Annotated in this window: 15 protein-coding genes and 1 pseudogene; 8 read left to right on the forward strand and 8 right to left on the reverse strand. The window is 70.8% G+C overall.

All coding sequences use genetic code 11. From position 1 onward, the window contains the following. The first annotated feature begins 122 nt into the window (after nucleotides 1–122). The 5 genes from G406_RS51185 (at nucleotide 123) to G406_RS0131960 (ending at nucleotide 4304) form a co-directional block, all read left to right on the forward strand. Nucleotides 123–1292 carry a TetR/AcrR family transcriptional regulator gene (locus G406_RS51185; protein WP_037079828.1) on the forward strand — a complete coding sequence of 390 codons (1170 nt, stop codon included), beginning with the start codon at nucleotides 123–125 and terminating at the stop codon, nucleotides 1290–1292. A 90-nt stretch (nucleotides 1293–1382) separates the two neighbouring features. After that, nucleotides 1383–2570, forward strand: coding sequence for a lipid-transfer protein (locus tag G406_RS0131945; protein ID WP_028936954.1), 1188 nt, complete (start codon nucleotides 1383–1385; stop codon nucleotides 2568–2570). After that, on the forward strand, nucleotides 2570–3034 hold the full coding sequence (locus G406_RS0131950; protein ID WP_028936955.1) for a MaoC family dehydratase N-terminal domain-containing protein: 465 nt from the start codon (nucleotides 2570–2572) through the stop codon (nucleotides 3032–3034). Before G406_RS0131945 ends, G406_RS0131950 begins: the two co-directional genes overlap by 1 nt. Further along, entirely contained in the window at nucleotides 3031–3459 is a 429-nt protein-coding gene (locus G406_RS0131955) for a MaoC/PaaZ C-terminal domain-containing protein (RefSeq protein ID WP_028936956.1), read from the forward strand. Before G406_RS0131950 ends, G406_RS0131955 begins: the two co-directional genes overlap by 4 nt. A gap of 8 nt (nucleotides 3460–3467) precedes the next feature. After that, a complete protein-coding gene (locus G406_RS0131960) occupies nucleotides 3468–4304 on the forward strand; it encodes an SDR family NAD(P)-dependent oxidoreductase (protein WP_028936957.1) in 837 nt (278 codons plus the stop codon). Between the two features lie 310 nt (nucleotides 4305–4614). On the opposite strand, the gene ilvY is transcribed toward G406_RS0131960, so the two are convergent. After that, complete coding sequence (ilvY, locus tag G406_RS0131965) at nucleotides 4615–5460, reverse strand: HTH-type transcriptional activator IlvY (RefSeq protein ID WP_028936958.1); 846 nt, start codon at nucleotides 5458–5460, stop codon at nucleotides 4615–4617. An 87-nt stretch (nucleotides 5461–5547) separates the two neighbouring features. Between ilvY and G406_RS0131970 the strand changes: the two genes are divergently transcribed. Continuing rightward, nucleotides 5548–7017 carry a ketol-acid reductoisomerase gene (locus G406_RS0131970; protein ID WP_028936959.1) on the forward strand — a complete coding sequence of 490 codons (1470 nt, stop codon included), beginning with the start codon at nucleotides 5548–5550 and terminating at the stop codon, nucleotides 7015–7017. On the opposite strand, the gene G406_RS0131975 is transcribed toward G406_RS0131970, so the two are convergent. Next, nucleotides 7004–8191 (reverse strand): MFS transporter, encoded by a 1188-nt coding sequence (locus G406_RS0131975; RefSeq protein ID WP_084216508.1) that lies wholly within the window; start codon nucleotides 8189–8191, stop codon nucleotides 7004–7006. The genes G406_RS0131970 and G406_RS0131975 overlap by 14 nt on opposite strands. A gap of 25 nt (nucleotides 8192–8216) precedes the next feature. On the opposite strand from G406_RS0131975, the gene G406_RS59145 reads away from it, so the two are divergent. Beyond that, the gene (locus G406_RS59145) at nucleotides 8217–8672 is read left to right on the forward strand and encodes a MerR family transcriptional regulator (RefSeq protein WP_245607312.1); all 456 of its coding nucleotides are present in this window, start codon (nucleotides 8217–8219) and stop codon (nucleotides 8670–8672) included. Nucleotides 8673–8698: 26 nt separating this feature from the next. Here G406_RS59145 and G406_RS59150 read toward each other — a convergent pair. After that, nucleotides 8699–9496: pseudogene (locus G406_RS59150) on the reverse strand (alpha/beta-hydrolase family protein); the annotation flags it as partial. 266 nt (nucleotides 9497–9762) lie between these two features. Between G406_RS59150 and G406_RS51195 the strand changes: the two are divergent. Continuing rightward, nucleotides 9763–10026 (forward strand): hypothetical protein, encoded by a 264-nt coding sequence (locus G406_RS51195; RefSeq protein WP_169736824.1) that lies wholly within the window; start codon nucleotides 9763–9765, stop codon nucleotides 10024–10026. 171 nt (nucleotides 10027–10197) lie between these two features. Here the strand turns inward: G406_RS51195 and G406_RS51200 are convergent, their stop codons facing one another. The 5 genes from G406_RS51200 to G406_RS51210 form a co-directional block, all read right to left on the reverse strand. Next, complete coding sequence (locus tag G406_RS51200; RefSeq protein WP_084216509.1) at nucleotides 10198–10893, reverse strand: HNH endonuclease family protein; 696 nt, start codon at nucleotides 10891–10893, stop codon at nucleotides 10198–10200. Nucleotides 10894–10959: 66 nt separating this feature from the next. Further along, nucleotides 10960–11895 carry an alpha/beta hydrolase gene (locus tag G406_RS0131995; protein ID WP_028936962.1) on the reverse strand — a complete coding sequence of 312 codons (936 nt, stop codon included), beginning with the start codon at nucleotides 11893–11895 and terminating at the stop codon, nucleotides 10960–10962. A gap of 46 nt (nucleotides 11896–11941) precedes the next feature. Beyond that, nucleotides 11942–12934, reverse strand: a complete 993-nt coding sequence (locus tag G406_RS0132000; protein WP_028936963.1) for an iron-siderophore ABC transporter substrate-binding protein — start codon at nucleotides 12932–12934, stop codon at nucleotides 11942–11944. Between the two features lie 41 nt (nucleotides 12935–12975). Beyond that, complete coding sequence (locus G406_RS51205) at nucleotides 12976–14718, reverse strand: ABC transporter ATP-binding protein (RefSeq protein WP_064743120.1); 1743 nt, start codon at nucleotides 14716–14718, stop codon at nucleotides 12976–12978. Further along, a complete protein-coding gene (locus G406_RS51210) occupies nucleotides 14715–16433 on the reverse strand; it encodes an ABC transporter ATP-binding protein (protein ID WP_037079470.1) in 1719 nt (572 codons plus the stop codon). The genes G406_RS51205 and G406_RS51210 overlap by 4 nt, the downstream gene beginning before the upstream one ends. Nucleotides 16434–16633: the final 200 nt, after the last annotated feature.

The raw sequence follows: 16633 nt of genomic DNA on the forward strand, positions 1-16633 counted from the left end.
TCGGCGGTAGCGGCGGTTCACATCATCGAGAAACCGGCTGTTAGTACGGCCAGATGGGCGCTGAATTTGCCGGTGCGGGGTTCACAATGGCAGCTTGGACCCGACTTGTGAAGGGAGTGGTGGTGGCGCAGCCCAAGGTGGACCCGGTCCGTAAGCGCCCTCGGGACCGCAAGGCGCAGATCGTGGCGGCCGCCGCGCGGCTGTTCTGGGAGCAGGGCTACCCCCAGGTGGCCATGGCCGACATCGCCTCGGCCGTGGGGATCGGGGCCAGTGCGCTCTACCGTCACTTCCGGGGCAAGGGTGACCTGCTCGGCGCGGTCCTGACCGACGCGGTCGAGCAGCTGGAACAGGCGGTCGGGGAGTCCGCCGACCTCGACGAGATGGTCACCGCCATCGCCGAGGTGATGCTGCGCCACCGGGAGTACTCGGCACTGTGGGACCGCGCGGGCGGTCAGCTGGCCGAACCGGAGTACGAGCGGCTGCGGGACCGGCGGCGCGCGCTGGCGGGTCGGATCAGCACCGCCGTGGACGTCGTCGTGGGTGGCTCGCCGGAGGCGCGGGATCCTCGCCGGGTTCGGGCGGTGAGCGCCGTGCTGGAGAGCCCGTCGCGGCATCGCGTCGAGCTGGACGAACGACGGTTCGTCACGCTGCTGCACGATGCGGCGATGTCGGCGCTGGCCGTGGAGCTGCCTGCCGGGACGTCGACTCCGCCTGTCGACGGCGGGACGCGACTGTTGCCCGCATCGCGAAGGGAGGCCTTGCTGGCGGCCGCCGGCAGGTTGATGGCGGAGCGCGGCTACGCGGCGGTGAGCCTCGACGACATCGGCGCCGAGATCGGCATCGCGGGCCCCAGCATCTACCACCACTTCACCAGCAAGAGCGATGTGCTGCTGAGCACGCTCAACCGGGGCAACGAGGCGTTGTGGTTCGGGTTGCACCAGGTGCTGGCCTCGGCGGACGGTCCTGCCGATGCGTTGGGGCGGCTGGTGGACAGCTACGTGGCGATCATGGCGGGCAACCCGGAGATCATCTCCGTGCTCGGCAGGGAGGTGAACAGTCTTCCGGAGCAGCACCGCGTCCACTTCTACCGTGTGCAACAGGACTACGTCGCCGAGTGGGTCGCGCTGCTCCGCGGTTCCCGTCCCGAGCTGTCCGAGGCCGAAGCGCGGGTCCTGGTGCACGCCGCGCTCGGCCTGGTGAACTCCCTGTCCCGCAGCCGGCTCCTCCGCACGCGCGCGACGATCACGTCGGACATCGGTGCGCTCGGTCGCTCCGTTCTCGGCCTTGCGTGAATAAGTGAATCGTGATTAGGTCCGATACCAAGAGCTGACGGTGCTGTGGGCTCGTCAGCGTCGGGGTGTATCGACGCAAAGGAACCTCTCATGAGTCGGACCGTGCACGTTGTCGGAGTCGGCATGGTTCCCTTCACGAAGCCACGCGAGACGCAGGGCTACGAAGTGATGGGCGAACAGGCCGGGCGTGAAGCGCTGCAGGATGCGGGTATCGGGTACGACCAGGTTCAGCAGGCCTACGCCGGCTGGGTCTACGGCGACTCGACCTCGGGCCAGGCCGCGATCTACGGGCTCGGCCTGAGCGGCATCCCGATCGTGAACGTCAACAACAACTGCTCCACCGGTTCGTCGGCGCTGTACCTGGCGCGGCAGGCCGTGGAGAGCGGCGCGGTCGAGTGCGCGCTCGCGCTCGGGTTCGAGCAGATGGCCAACGGTGCGCTCCAGATGGGCTACAGCGACCGCACCTCGCCGTTCGCCCGGTTCGACGAGGCGGCGGAGGGCCTGTACACCGCCGAGGAGAACGCCCCGCTGGCCCCGCGCTACTTCGGCGGCGCCGGCCAGGAGCACATGGACCAGTACGGCACGAGCGTGGAGACGTTCGCCAAGATCTCGGTGAAGGCGCGCAAGCACGCCGCGAACAACCCGTACGCGGTGTTCCGCGACCAGGTCACCGAGGAGCAGGTGCTCAGCTCGCCGCGCATCTTCGGCCCGCTGACCAGGCTCATGTGCTGCCCGCCCACCTGTGGCGCGGCCGCCGCCGTGCTGTGCAGCGAGGACTTCGCCCGCCGCCACGGCCTCGACACCTCGGTCGCGATCCGCGGCCAGGCGATGACCACCGACTTCCCGAGCACGTTCGAGGCGCGCGAGCTGCGCCGCATCGTCGGCTACGACATGACCGTCGAGGCCGCCCGCCAGGTGTACGAGCAGGCGGGCGTCGGCCCGGAGGACATCAAGGTCGTCGAGCTGCACGACTGCTTCGCCACCAACGAGCTGCTCAGCTACGAGGCGCTGGGGCTGACCCCGGAGGGTTCGGGCGAGAAGTTCGTCGCCGAGGGCGACAACACCTACGGCGGCAGGGTCGTCACGAACCCGTCCGGCGGGCTGCTGTCGAAGGGGCATCCGCTGGGCGCCACCGGTCTCGCCCAGTGCACCGAGCTGGTCTGGCAGCTGCGCGGCACCGCCGGTCCGCGCCAGGTCGACGGCGTGCGGCACGCGCTGCAGCACAACCTCGGCCTCGGCGGCGCGTGCGTCGTCACGCTGTACGAGAAGGTCGCCTGATGGCCGGCATCGACCCGTCGGTGATCGGCACCGAGATGCCCGAGCTGACGGTCGACGTCGAGCGCGGCCGGCTGCGGTCCTTCGCCGGTGCGATCGGCGAGACCGACCCGGTGTACTCCGACCTGGACGCCGCGAAGGCGGCGGGGCACGACGATCTGCCGGTGCCGCCGACGTTCCTGTTCGGTCTCGGGTTCGGCCGGGGCGCGGCGGACTTCGCCTGGCTGACCGACCTGGGTGTCGACCTGCGGCACGTCCTGCACGGCGAGCAGAGCTTCACCTACCACTCGGTCGCCCACGCGGGGGACACCCTGACGCTGGCGCCGAAGATCACCGATGTGTTCAGCAAGCGCGGCGGCGCACTGCAGTTCCTGGTCCGGGAGACCGCCGTGCGGGACGCGGGCGGCGATCCGGTCGCGGACCTGCGGGAAACCATCGTCGTACGGGATCCGGGGGCTGGACGATGAGTACCGCACTCACCGACGTCGAGGTCGGATCCGAGCTGCCGCCGCTGGAGCTCCCGCCGATCACCCGCACCACGCTCGCGCTGTTCGGGCCCGCCTCCGGCGACCTCAACCCGATCCACCTGGACATCGACGTGGCCCGTTCCGTCGGGCTGGACGACGTGTTCGCGCACGGCATGCTGTCCATGGCCTACCTGGGGCGGCTGCTGACCAACTGGGTGCCGCAGGACCGCATCCGGACGTTCGCGGTGCGCTTCGCCGCGATCACCCCGGTACATGCGCAGCCGACCTGCACGGGCCGCGTTGTGGCGATCGACAAGATCGATGGTGAGCGGCGCGCCGATCTGGAGCTGACCATCACACTCGCCGACGGCACCGTCACACTCACCGGCACCGCGACCATCGCACTCGACGAATCCACGACCTGAGGAGACCCATGTCCGCACTTCCCCTCGCCGACCGCGTCGCACTGGTCTCCGGCTCCGGCCGGGGCATCGGCCGGGAGATCGCGCTCAAGCTCGGCTCGGCAGGCGCGTCGGTCGTCGTCAACGACCTCGACAAGGACGTCGCCGAGCAGACCGCCGCCGACATCACCGCGAACGGCGGCAAGGCCACCGTGTGCGCGGGCAGCGTGACCGACCCCGAGTTCGCCGACCGCTTCGTCGGCACCGCCGTCAACGAGTTCGGCGGCCTGCACATCATCGTCAACAACGCCGGCTACACCTGGGACAACGTCGTCCAGAAGATGACCGACCAGCAGTGGGACGACATCCTGGACGTGCACCTCAAGGCGCCGTTCCGGGTCCTGCGTGCCGCGCAGCCGGTGATCAGCGCCTCGGTCAAGACCGAGCGCGCCGCCGGTGGTGACCGGATCACCCGCAAGGTCGTCAACATCTCCTCGATCGCCGGTACCGCCGGCAATGCCGGGCAGATCAACTACAGCTCCGCGAAGGCCGGCGTCACCGGCCTGACCAGGACGATGGCGAAGGAGTGGGGCCGCTACGACGTCACGGTCAACTGCGTGGCGTTCGGGCTGATCCGCACCCGCCTCACCGAGACCCCCGCCGGTGGCGACGCCAAGATCGACGTGGACGGCCGGCAGATCGCGGTGGGCGTGAACCCGGAGCTGCTGGCCCAGTTCGAGCAGACCATCCCGCTGCGTCGCGCCGGCACACCGGTGGAGGCGGCCGGCTCGGTCTACCTGTTCTGCCTCCCGGAGAGCGACTACGTGAGCGGCCAGGTCCTGATCTGCGGCGGAGGCCTGAACGGCTAACCCCCCTCCGTGAGTGGCAAGTGGTTCTACCCCGAAGGGGCGCCGAAGGCGTAGCAACCCTGGGCACTCACGACAGCTTTTCCGTCGTGAGTGCCCAGGGTTGCTATAGGACCACTTGCCACTCACGAAAGCCGGGGCACACGGGGATCAGCACGTCAGGGCTGCACGTAGGTCGGAGTGCGCTGCCTCGGGGTCCCTCGTGAGTGCTGAGGGCGCCTATAGCCGCTCTACGCACTCACGACGGAAAAGCTGTCGTGAGTGCGTAGAGCGGCTACGCTGCGCGCCCCTTCGGGGTAGACGCCCTCATCACTCACGAGGGGGTCCAGAGGGCTGCTAGTAGGGGGCGGCGTAGGTCTTGGCGGCGGACGCAGAGGCCGATGGTGAACGGGTCGAGGGGTGGAGTCACCGGGACCGGCATCAGGCCCAGGGTCGCGGCTCGGGCGTCCAGGACCAGCTGGGGGACGATCCCGATGCCGCAGCCCAGCGCGACCAGGGTCAGCAGCGCCTCGTGACCGTCCGGTTCGGCGGCCAAAGAGGGGGTCAGGCGCTGACCCCGGAACCAACGGTCCGCCGCGTCCCTGGCCAGGCCGCTGCGCGGTAGTACGAACGGCCCGTCGCGCCACGAGGAGAGATCCGTTCCCTCGGCGGCGATGAAGACCAGCGGGGTCCGCGCGACGATCCGGCTGGTCATCGGCTCGGGCATGCGGGCGGGGAGCGCGGCGACCGCGACGTCCACCGCACCCTCGTCGAGCCGGGCCAGCGCCGCGGCGGCGTCCCCGGTCTGGATGTCCAACAGCACCTGGGGATGCGCCGCCCGGAACGGCCGGAGCAGGTCGGGCAGGATCGCGTGACACGCGGTGACCGTGGCGAAGATGCTCAGCCGGCCGCGCAGACCGGCGGGCGGGTCCTCGTCGTCGCGGTAGCGCCGCCACAGCGCCAGGGTCTCGCGTGCGTACTCCTGGAACCGGCGTCCCTGTGCGGTGAGCGCGACCCCCCTCGGCCCCCGGTCCATCAGCCGATGCCCGACGTCGTGTTCGAGGCGCTGGATCGCCCTGGTCAGCGTCGCCGGGCTGACGTGGCACTCCAGGCTGCTCCTGCCGAAGTTGAGGGTCTCGGCGACGTGCAGGAACAGCTGGAGATCACGGAAGTCCTCCACGGCTGACCTCGATGTTTCGGCATGTGCAACTGGTCGTTGCAGCTCTTGCGCTTGCCGCAAGGCTAGTGCCGAGCTTACAAACTTCCCATGACCACATTCAGCTCAGCGGTGTTCCCGGTCGAGACCATGGACGTCCCCGGAGGCTCGGAGACGATCGTGCGCGGTGCGCGTCACCTGTTCGCCTCGCTGCCCCGGGCCTTCGAGGGGGTGCGCCGGATCGGAGTGCTGGGCTGGGGTCCGCAGGGCAGGGCGCAGGCACTGAACCTGCGGGACTCGCTTGCCGGTACGGACGTCACCGTCGCGGTCGGGCTGCGTCCGGGTTCCTCCTCGGTGGCCGCCGCGCGGGCCGAGGGTTTCTCCGAGGAGGACGGCACGCTCGGTGACTGGCTGGCGGTCGCCGGGTCCAGCGACCTGGTGCTCCTGCTGATCGCCGACTCGGCGCTGGCCACGCACTACCGGGACGTGTTCGCCGCGCTGCGCCCCGGCACGACGATCGGGCTGTCGCACGGGTTCCTCCTGGGCCACCTGCGCGAGGTGGGTGACGACTGGCCCTCGGAGGTGAGCGTCATCGCGGTGTGCCCGAAGGGCATGGGTGACTCGCTGCGCCGCCTGTACGTCCAGGGCGCCGAGATCAACGGCTCCGGGATCAACTCGAGCTTCGCCGTCGAGGTCGACCACGACGGCCGCGCCACCGACCGCGCGTTGGCCTGGTCGATCGGGCTCGGCTCGCCCTACACCTTCCAGACCACGCTGAGCAGCGAGTACCTGTCCGACATCGTCGGGGAACGAGGCATTCTGTTGGGCGCGGTGCACGGGATCGTGGAGAGCCTGTACCAGCGTTTCCGGCTCGGCGGTGTCGATACGGTCGAGGCCTACGAACGGTCCAGCGAGAACATCACCGGCCCGATCGCCCGCGCGATCTCCGACGGCGGGCTCGCCCACGTCCGCGACGTGCTCGCGCCCGAGCAGCGGGAGGTGTTCGACCGCGCCTACACCGCGAGCTACCGGCCGGCGCGCGAGGTCCTGGTGGAGATCTATGACGAGGTCGCCAGCGGAACCGAGCTGCGCAGTGTCGTCCTCGCCGGTCAGCGGCTCGCGCACACCCCGATGACGCAGATCAGCGGGTCGCCGATGTGGTCGTACGCCGACGACGTGCGTGCCCAGCGCGCGCAGCGGAACCTGCCGATCGACCCGTTCACCGCCGGTGTGTTCGTCGCGGTGATGACCGCGCAGGTCGACCTGTTCGCCGAGCGCGGCCACCCGTGGTCGGAGATCGTCAACGAGTCGGTCATCGAGGCGGTCGACTCGCTGCTGCCGTACATGCACGCGCGCGACGTCGCCTACATGGTCGACAACTGCTCCACCACCGCGCGCCTGGGCACCCGCCGCTGGGGACCCCGGTTCCAGGCGGTGCTGGAGCAGATCGCCTACCCGGTCGCGGACAGCGGGGCCGCCGCGGACGAGGCGCTGATCAAGGCGTTCCTGACCAACCCGGTGCACGAGGCACTCGCCGCCGCCGCCGCGTTGCGCCCGCCGGTGGACATCAGCCTCGCCTGAGCCCGGCGGCGGGCACCGCGAGATAGGACAGGCCGAGGCCGGCCAGTGCGAGCAGGGCACCGGCGATGCCGTTCCAGCGCAGGAGATCGGCGGCGACGAGCCCGCCGCCGATCGCCGCGCCCAACGCGTTGGCCAGGTTGAACGCGCTCACGTTGACCGCGACGGCCAACGTGGGCGCGGCCTCGGCGTGCCGCAGGATCAGGATCTGCAGCGGGGTGATCGTCGCGGTGGCCAGCAGACCGAAGACCAGCACCGCGACGACCGCGCTCGGCTTGGCCTGCGCGGCGAACGGCAGTACGGCGAGTGCGGCGGCCAGCCCCAGGAACACGCCGCGCAGCGTGCCGGTCGACGAACGGTCGGTGAGACGACCCGAGACCAGGTTGCCCACCAGGCTGCCCAGGCCGTAGGCCAGCAGCAGCACCGAGGCGATCCCGGTGCTGAACCCGCTGACCTCGGTCAGCAGCGGGACGATGTAGGTGAGCACCGCGAACACTCCGGCGAAGCCGATCGCGGTGGTGAGGATGGCCAGGTACACCGGCCGCTGTGCGAGAGCCGTCAGCTCGGCGCGGACTCCCGTGACCTGCGCCGGGGTTCGCGGCAGAAAGAGGGCGAGGAGAACCCCGCCGGCCAGCGCGGTCATCGCGACGGCCAGGAACGGTACGCGCCAGCCGAACCGCTGACCGAGCAGCGAGCCGAGCGGTACGCCGAGCAGGGTGGCGAACGTCAGGCCGGACACGACCGTGGCGATGGCGCGACCCACCCTCTCCGGCGCCACGATGCCGGTGACCGTGATGAGCGACAGAGCGAACAGCGTGGAGTGCGCCAGCGACGAGAAGACCCGCGCCGCGAGCAGCGCACCGTAGGACGTGGCGGCGGCGCACAGCGCGCAGCCGAGCGCGAACGACACGACCAATGCGAGGACGAGTCCCTTGCGGGGAAGCCGAGCGGTGGCCATGGTGATCAGCGGGCCGCCGATCACCACTCCCATCGCGTACGCGGTGACGGTCTGCCCCGCGCTCGCGACCGAGACCCCGAGCTCCGCAGCCACGGGCGGCAACAGCCCGGAGACCAGCAGCTCGGCGGTGCCGACCGCGAAGACGCACAGCAGGAACCCGAGGGTGATCAGCGTGAGGTGCCGGGTACCCGGGCGGGAATGTTCGGTGGTGGAGACCATGCGACGACGCTAAAGTCTGACATCGATGTCAGAGTCAACGCGTTGTGGCGCGGGTCGCACACCCGACGAGACGCTCCGGATCGGCGAGCTGTCCCGGCGCAGCGGCGTGAGCCAGCGGCTCCTGCGCTACTACGAGGAACAGGGCCTGCTCACGCCCTCACGCCGGCCCAGTGGATACCGCGAGTACCCGATGTCCTCGGTGGCCACGGTCCGTCGCATCCGGGGACTGCTCGCGGCCGGGTTGTCGACGTCGACGATCGCCACGGTGCTGCCGTGCATCCGGGACGACGGTGAACGGCTGGTCCCCACCTGCCCCGGTCTGGTGGCGGACCTGGCACGGGAGAAGGCCCGCATCGACGGAGCGATCGCGGACCTGACGGCCTCCCGAGACGTCCTCGCGCAGGTGATCGCCGCCGGTCCCGGTGGTGGTGACTTCGTGACGCCCGTGGCGCGCCAGGCGGCGAGGAGCTCGCGGCCGTAGTGGTGGCCGTGGCCCTCGGGGGCGTCGGCCGCGCCGGGCAGGGTGGCGGTCACCTGCCCGAACGAGATCAGCGGCAGCCACGTGCCGCGCCAGCCCGTCGGCCGGTGCACGAGCAGCGAGGCCGACCACCAGCCGACCGGGTCGTCCGGGTGGACGAGCAGCGTGACCCGGGGGTCCGCCGGGTGCGTGCCGGCGGCGCCGGGCAGTCCGGCGAGCAGCGTCCGGTCGGCCAGGCCGGCGGATACCTTCGCGGCCACCGCGCCCAGGCTCTCGCCGTAGATGACCAGCCGGGGGCGGCTCGGCTCCGGGATGGCGTCCAGGCGCCGGTGCAACGCGGCCGCCAGCGCGGACACGGACCGTTCAGCGCGGCCGGTGCCCAGCAGGTACTCCAGCCAGCTGGGTCGATCCGCGTACTGCACGGCGACGCTCGCCAGGTCGCCGCCGGTCAGGTACTCCAGCGAGGCCACGGCGGTCTGGTTGACCCAGCCCGAGCCGGTGGGGGCCACCAGCAGGATCGTGGAGCGGTCGAATGCACCGGCCCGCTCCAGCCTGATGACCGCGAGCGCCGCCCGGTCCGCATCGGTGCTCGCTTCGCGCATTCCCACGTAGGTGCGGACCGCGCCGGCGGTGGCGGTGCGCTCGAACGCCGTGCCCTCGACGCCGAGCGGGCCAGTCGTCACCGTCACCGGCCGAGCCGGGCAGCTGGTGAACAACACCGTCACGGCGAGCCCGACAGCCAGCCTCCGGGTCCGGTCCGGGGTGACGAACCGGCCTGCGGTGACTACCGTGACCAGCGCACACACGCTCACGAGGGGTGACAGCACGCTGCTCGACGTTAAGCAGGTGACGGCCTCGGAACGTCCCTCCGGAGGACCGTTCCCGGCGTGCGACCCCGGGAGCGGGCGCAGTCCCAAACACCACGTGAGTACCAGGGACTGATCAAGTTAGGTAGCCCTGACCTGGGCAATTTAGAGCACGGTTAAAACTTGCATAAGGTACGCTGAGTACCGTTTACAGCACAACGATCTTCCTATTAGTGTCCTTTATGCACGGCGATCGTCGTGCGCAATCGCATTTGAGGGAGGACACCGTGCAGCGCATCCTGCGCGTTACCGCCGCTTCTGTCGCCACCGTGGCAGCGGCACTCTTGATCAGCACCGGCACCGCCGGTGCGGCCACCCCGGCCCAGCTGACCATCGCCCCGGTGGTTGCCGCCGCGGACGCCGGCGCAGCCGCCGGTGCCGACGCCTCCGGCGTCGGTGGCCTGGTCACCGACATCACCGGGCAGGCCACCGGCCTGGTGAGCAACCTGCTCAAGACCATCTTCGGTCTGCTCGGCAGCCTCGGCGGCTGATCTATCCGCCGTCACGTGTGACACAGGGGAGTGCCCAGCCGGGGAGAGTTGCTGCTCCTCCGGACCGGGCTGAGGTAACTCCCTGTTGAGCACGCTCCCGTCCTTTCACCGAGGCTCGGGGGCGTGCTCTTTGTCATTTCCGTGAATTCATCGAGAATTGTGTCCGTGGTCTCAATCCACGGGCAATGGTTCACCGGGGCAATCGGCCAGAATTCCGGAAATCGCGTCGCGCTCCGCTTTTGTCACCCACAGGTGGTATCGCGCCTTCACCGCGACCTGCCTGGCGACGTACGCGCACCGGTACCGCTTGTTCTTCGGCAGCCAGGTCGCGGCGTCCCCGTCACCCTTGCTCGCGTTCGTCGGGCCGTCCACCGCCAGGAGCTCCAGTAGGTCGTTGGCCAGCAGGTTGCGCTGCTTGTCGGTGAGCTGCTGCGCACCCTTCTGCCACGCGTCGGACAGCGCCACCACGTGGTCGATCTGCACCGCGGTGCTCGTCTTCGCGCCCCGGGTGAAGTCGATCTCCTGACCGCCGTAGGGGTCGACGAGCCTGCCGGTCAGCACCACGCAGTCATGGGTGCCGGGCTTGAACGTCTCCTCGGTCATGTCCCTGGCCAGCACCTGGTTGCGCTGGTCGCACCCGTTGTGGTCGGTGTCGGTCCAGGACGCGCCGAACCGGTCGCGTGAGTAGCCGGTCTTCGGCGCACGGCCCTTCACCGGCAGCGTCGCCAGCGCGGCGGCGGCCGAACCACCGTGCGCGAGCGGTGTCGCGGCGGCCGCGTCGACCGGCTGGACGATCGTGGCGCATCCCGAGGTCAGAGCGACCGCGAGAGACACGACGAACACCACGCACAGCCGACCCGAAAGCATGACGACAAGCTTGAGTGCCGAGCGACCGGGCGTCGTGGATTTGGGCCTGGCGAGTCGCTGTGTCCTTCAGCTCGCTGTGCGTCGGCCGGTTCGGAGCAGCTCGTCGAGCGCGGCGCACACGGCCTCGGCGCGGCGCTCCGCCTCCTCGACCAGACCGAGGAAGGCGAAGTATCCGTGGACCAGACCGGGCCCGGGCACGTGCCGGACCTCGACCCCCGCCTCGCGCAGCCGGACCGCGTACGCGTCGCCCTCGTCGCGCAGCGGGTCGAACTCGGCGGTGGCGACCACGGCAGGCGGCAGACCTTCCAGGTCGGACGTGTGCAGCAGGTCGAGCTCGTCCCGATCGGTGCCGTCGGGCAGGTACTGCCGGTAGAACCAGGACATGTCGGCGGCGGTCAGGAAGTAGCCGTCGCCGTTGTCCCGGATGGACGCCTGCCGCATCGCCGGGTCGGTCGCCGGATACACCAGCAGCTGCGCGGCCAGTGACGGTCCGTCGGAGCGGGCGCGCAGCGCGGCGCCTGCGGCGAGACTCGCACCGGCACTGTCACCGGCCACGACGAGCGGCTGCCCTGGGTAGGCGGTGGCGGTCCAGCGCAGCGCGGCCATCGTGTCGTCGAGCGCCGCCGGATGCGGGTGCTCCGGCGCGAGCCGGTAGTCGACCGCGACGACCGTCGCGCCGAGTGTGTTCGCCAGCCGCCGGCACACCGGGTCGTGGGTGTCGAGATCGCCGAGGACCCAACCGCCACCGTGCAGGTAGGTGATCACCCGCCCGCGTTGCCGGGTCGGTTGGTAGATGCGCACCGGGACGGCGCCGCCCGGGCCGTCGACGGTGCGTTCTTCGACCGAGGCGACCACCTCGGGCTGGTAGCCGGGGCCGCGCCGGGACATCGCGAGCGTCCGGTAGTGCGCTCTGGTCTCCTGCGCGGTTCCCCTGACCAGTGGGAGCGCACCGGCAGCGGTGAGCTGGTCGAGAACGGCGCGGAACTGCTGGTCGAGGGCCACGGTCGGACGCTACCTCCGCTCGTGCCGGCCCGCGCGCCCGTGCTGCTCAGGAGCTGGGCGCCGCCTTCGCCGCCGCGGCGAGTTTCGGCACGACGTTGGTCATGGCCCAGTCCAGGCTCAGCGGCGACGGGAACGCCATGGACACCGACGTGCTGAAGTCCAATGGCACGTAGGAGCCGCGTTGGACCGCGGTGAGCCGGGAGAACACCGGGTTGCGGCTCAGATCGTCGAGCGTGGCCTGGCGCCCGGCGGACAGGACGACGTCGGCGTCCAGCACGCCGAGGTTCTCCATGCTGATCTGCGACCGGCCGGCCAGCCCACCGGTGGGCAGCGTGAGCAGCGGCGGAGACAGCCGCATGCCGAACGCGTCGAGGATCTTGACCGACACATCGTCGTCCGAGTTCACCGTCCAGATCTCGGTCGGGGCCGACGCGACGACGTAGCTGAACGTCTTGCCGGTCAGCTCGGGGTGCTCGGTCTTCTGCTGCGCGATCCGCGCCTCGGTGTCGGCCGCGACCTTGCGGCCCTGGTCGACCTTGCCCAGCGCGGTCGCCGCCGTGTCCAGGTTCTGCTGCCAGCTGTCGCTGTTCACCCCGCTGACATAGGTGACGACCGGCGCTACCTGGGACAGCTGCGGATAGCTGCTGGTCAGGTTGTAGTCCTTCGTGGCGAGGATGACGTCCGGCGCCAGCTCGGCGACCTTCTCGATCGGGTCCGAACCCCGGACCGAGAACAGCGCGGGCTTCGCGCCGCGCAGCGCGGACTCCGTCCACGGCTGCAGACCGGCCGGCGTGTCGTCGGCCTTGGCGATGCCGACCGGGGTGATGCCGAGTGACAGCGCGATGTCCGCGTCGGTCCAGCTCATCGCCACGACCCGGACCGGGTTCTTGGTGATCGTCGTGGTCCCGAACTTGCCGGCGACCGAGGAGTGGAATCCGTCGGAGCCCGTGCCGCCCGACGCTCCCGAGCCGCACGCGGTGAGCACACAGGCCAGCAGCACGGCCACCACCGGGCCGATGATTCGCTGCCTTCCGAACATCCACTCACTCCTCTGTCGACGACCCCCAACTGTAGGTGAGCCTAAGTTGGGTTCCCGGTGAGTCGCCAGCCTCGGGCGCGTTCCCGCTCCGTCCACAGCCGCGCGTAGCGGCCTTCCGCCGCGAGTAGCTCCGCGTGGCGGCCGTGCTCGACGATGCGGCCGCCCTCCAGCACCGCGATCTGGTCGGCGCCGGCGATCGTGGTCAGCCGGTGTGCGATCACCAGCAGCGTCCGGTCGCGGCCCAGCTCGGTGAGCGCCTCGTGGATCGCGGCCTCGTTCTCCGCGTCCAGCGCCGACGTCGCCTCGTCCAGCAGCACGATCGGCGCGTCCTTGACCAGGGCCCGCGCGATGGCGACCCGCTGCCGCTCACCGCCGGACAGCAGCCTGCCGCCCTCGCCGACCCTGCTCGACCAGCCGTCGGGCAACCGCTCGACGATCGTGTCCACCCTGGCCCTGCGCGCGGCGTCGCGGATCTGTTCGGTCGTGGCGTCCGGCGAGCCCATCCGGACGTTGTCCTCGATGCTCGCGTCGAACAGGTAGACGTCCTGGAACACGACCGCGACCGTGCGTTCGAGGTCCGCCGCGGCCAGGTCGCGCACGTCGACGCCGCCGATGCGCACGCTGCCCGCCTCGACGTCGAAGAACCGTGCCACGAGCTTGGTGACCGTGGTCTTCCCGGCGCCGGACGGGCCGACCAGCGCGGTGGTCGTGCCCGCCGGAATGCGCAGGTCGACGCCGTCCAGCACCGGCTCGGGGCCGTAGCCGAAGCGGATGCCGGTCAACTCGACGGACGGTTCGCCGACCGGCTCGGGATCGCTCGGTTCCGGCAGCGGAGGTGTGGCGAGCACGGTGTCGATGCGTTCGATCGCCGCGAGACAGACCCGCAGTGAGCTCGCGGCGCCCGCGACCACCGCGAAAGGTTGCAGGAAGTGCACGCCAAGCACCAGCAACGCGATGACCCTGGCCGGGCCGATCGTGGCGCCTTCGGCGAGCAGCAGACCCACGGACAGGATCGCGGTGAACGCCAGCTGGATGGTCAGCTGACCCAGGTGCTGCCCGGGCAGCGCGCCCATGACCTGCCTGCGGGCCGACCGGTACTGGGCGTCGAGCGCCGAGTCGAGCAGCTCGCGCCCGCCCCGCGACCGGCCGTTCGCCCGCAGCACCGGCTGTGCGCTCGCGAACTCGACCAGCCGGGCGCTGGCCTCGGCGCTCGTCGCGTCGTGCTCGGCCTCGGTGCGGTCGGTCAGGCGCCTGGCGAAACCGAACACCAGCAGCACCGGCGGGACCGTGACCAGCACCGCGAGGGCCATCCGCCAGTCGAAGCACAGCAGGAACACGAAGATCGTGGCCGGTGTGACGATCGAGGAGATGAGCGTCTGCGCCAGGTTCACGCTGCGCACGGCCGTGCCGACGCCCCGGCCGAGCAGCTGCTCGATCTGCCCGGTGCGGTTCCCGTCGAACCAGCCCAGCGGCAACGCGACGACGTGGTCGCCGATCCGTTCGTACAGCGAACGTCGCCATGCCGAGGACAGCTCCAGAGCGCGCACACCCATGTCGTAGTGCCCCACCCAGCCGACGGCGACGCAACCGGCGAGCGGCAGCAGCCACCAGGCGGCGTCGGCGGTGTGCCCGCCGAGCAGCGCGGTGAGCAGTGGGACGAGCAGCCCGAACGCGGCGCCCTCGCTGATCGCGTAGACGGTCGTGGAGATCAGGTACCGGCGCAGCAGCGGGTTGCGGCCGTCGGCGGACAGTCCGGCCGCGATCCGGGCGAGCAGGGTGATCACGAGGTACCCCCGTACTGCGCGCGCCACAGCGACGCGTAGTGCCCGTTGGCCGCCAGCAGCTCCTCGTGGCGTCCGCGCTCGACGATGCGGCCCTCGTCCAGAACCAGGATCTGGTCGGCGCCGACGATCGTGTGCAGCCGGTGCGCGATGACCAGCAGGGTCCGGCCGGTGGCCAGCTCCGCGAGCGCGTCCTGCACCGCGGCCTCCGACTCCGGGTCGGCGAACGCGGTCGCTTCGTCCAGCACCAGGATCGGGGTGTCCGCGAGCAAGGTGCGCGCGATGCTGACCCGCTGCGCCTCGCCGCCGGACAGTCGCGCGTCCTCGCCGATCACCGAGTCGTAGCCGGCCGGCAGGGCCTGGATGCGGTCGTCGATGGACGCCGCGCGCGCCGCCGCCCGGACCGTCTCGTCGCTCGCGTCCGGCTCGGCGAGCGCGATGTTGTCGCGCACCGACTGACGCAGCAGGACCACGTCCTGGAACAGGAAGCCGACGTGCCGGTACAGGTCCGCGCGGTCCAGGTCCCGGATGTCCAGGCCGCCGAGGCGGATCGCCCCGGCGGTCACGTCGTAGAACCGGGCGAGCAGCATGCCGAGCGTGGACTTCCCGGCTCCGGACGGGCCGACCACGGCGGTGACCGTGCCCGGTTCCAGTGCGGCGGTGACGCCACGCAGGACCTCGTGGCCCGGCTGGTAGCCGAACCGCACGTCGTCGATCCGCATGGTCAGCGGCCCGTCCGCCAACGCGACCGGGTTGCGGGCGGTGTGCTCGGCCGGTTCGTCGAGCAGCGCGGTGACCCGCTGCGCGGCCGAGTGGGCCGTCCGGCGCAGGTCACGGGCCGCGTACAGCGGGGTGAGCAGCTCGAAGAGCCCGAGGCCGAGCAGGACGAACGCCACGATGCTGATCGGTCGGGTCCAGCCGAGCGCGACGAAACCGGTTCCGCAGCCCGCGACCAGCAGCAGGATCGTCGCCGGAGCCACGGTGGCCCTGGTCAGGCTGCGCTGGCGGACGAAGATTCGCTGCGCCTCGTCGTGGGCACAGGCGTTGGCCAGCGCCGCGGCCCGGAACCGCTGAGGGGCTTTGGCCTGGCCGAACGACTTCACCACCGCGATGCCGCGCACCAGCTCGATCGCCGAGGCGGACAGCTCCGAGTTGGCCTCGGCGATGCGCCGCACCGGGTCCGCCGAGAGCCTCGCCATCCGCATCCGCACCGACTGGGCGGCCGCGATGGCGGCGAGCGTGATGACCGCGAGCCGCCAGTCGACCACGAGCAGGTAGCCGGCGATCACCGCCGGCCCGACGACGGCCGCGGCCAGCTCACCTCGCGCATGCGCGACCGCGTGGTGCAGCGCGGCCACGTCGTCCTGGACCGTCGTCTTGACCTTGGCCGACACCCCGCCGGCGAACCAGTGCAACGGCAGGACGGCGAGATGGTCGGCGAGCCGGGCACGCAGGCGCACCGCCAGCGTGGTGTCGGCCAGATGGCTGATCAGCTCGGCGACCGCGTACAGCACCAGCCTGGCCGCGAACAGCCCGATCGCCAGCCACGCGATGGTCCACAGCCCGTCGTGACGTCCGTCCAGCAGCCGTCGGCCGATCTCGACGACCGCGACCATCGGGGCGACGGCCAGCGCGGTGGCCAGTGCCTGCAGCACCGCGGCGAACGTGACCCTGCCGCGTACCGAACGCTGCAGCTCGGCCAGAGCTTGATCCGCCATATCGCCGATCACGGTAGCGCCACCACAACTCCCGCGCTCGAAGGGCGCCCCCGCGAGGTTCCCCCAGCACAGTGACCCCAGCCACAGCGAACTGAGCCACAGCGAACCAAGCAATGGCTGAGTCGGCTCCGCGAGTCTCCGAAGGAGTTCCGGCGAAGGCAGCCCAACCAGGCGACACAAGCGCAGCGCCAGCGAAGTTG

The organism is Actinospineispora spinosispora DSM 44797, assembly GCF_000429025.1.
GTDB classification, from domain to species: domain Bacteria; phylum Actinomycetota; class Actinomycetes; order Mycobacteriales; family Pseudonocardiaceae; genus Pseudonocardia; species Pseudonocardia spinosispora.

Coding starts and splice junctions, on each gene's coding strand:
- G406_RS0131945 (WP_028936954.1), top strand. CDS start 1,383: ATGAGTCGGACCGTGCACGTTGTCGGAGTCGGCATGGTTCCCTTCACG.
- G406_RS0131950 (WP_028936955.1), top strand. CDS start 2,570: ATGGCCGGCATCGACCCGTCGGTGATCGGCACCGAGATGCCCGAGCTG.
- G406_RS0131955 (WP_028936956.1), top strand. CDS start 3,031: ATGAGTACCGCACTCACCGACGTCGAGGTCGGATCCGAGCTGCCGCCG.
- G406_RS0131960 (WP_028936957.1), top strand. CDS start 3,468: ATGTCCGCACTTCCCCTCGCCGACCGCGTCGCACTGGTCTCCGGCTCC.
- G406_RS0131970 (WP_028936959.1), top strand. CDS start 5,548: ATGACCACATTCAGCTCAGCGGTGTTCCCGGTCGAGACCATGGACGTC.
- G406_RS0131975 (WP_084216508.1), bottom strand. CDS start 8,191: ATGGTCTCCACCACCGAACATTCCCGCCCGGGTACCCGGCACCTCACG.
- G406_RS59145 (WP_245607312.1), top strand. CDS start 8,217: ATGTCAGAGTCAACGCGTTGTGGCGCGGGTCGCACACCCGACGAGACG.
- G406_RS51200 (WP_084216509.1), bottom strand. CDS start 10,893: ATGCTTTCGGGTCGGCTGTGCGTGGTGTTCGTCGTGTCTCTCGCGGTC.
- G406_RS0132000 (WP_028936963.1), bottom strand. CDS start 12,934: ATGTTCGGAAGGCAGCGAATCATCGGCCCGGTGGTGGCCGTGCTGCTG.
- G406_RS51210 (WP_037079470.1), bottom strand. CDS start 16,433: ATGGCGGATCAAGCTCTGGCCGAGCTGCAGCGTTCGGTACGCGGCAGG.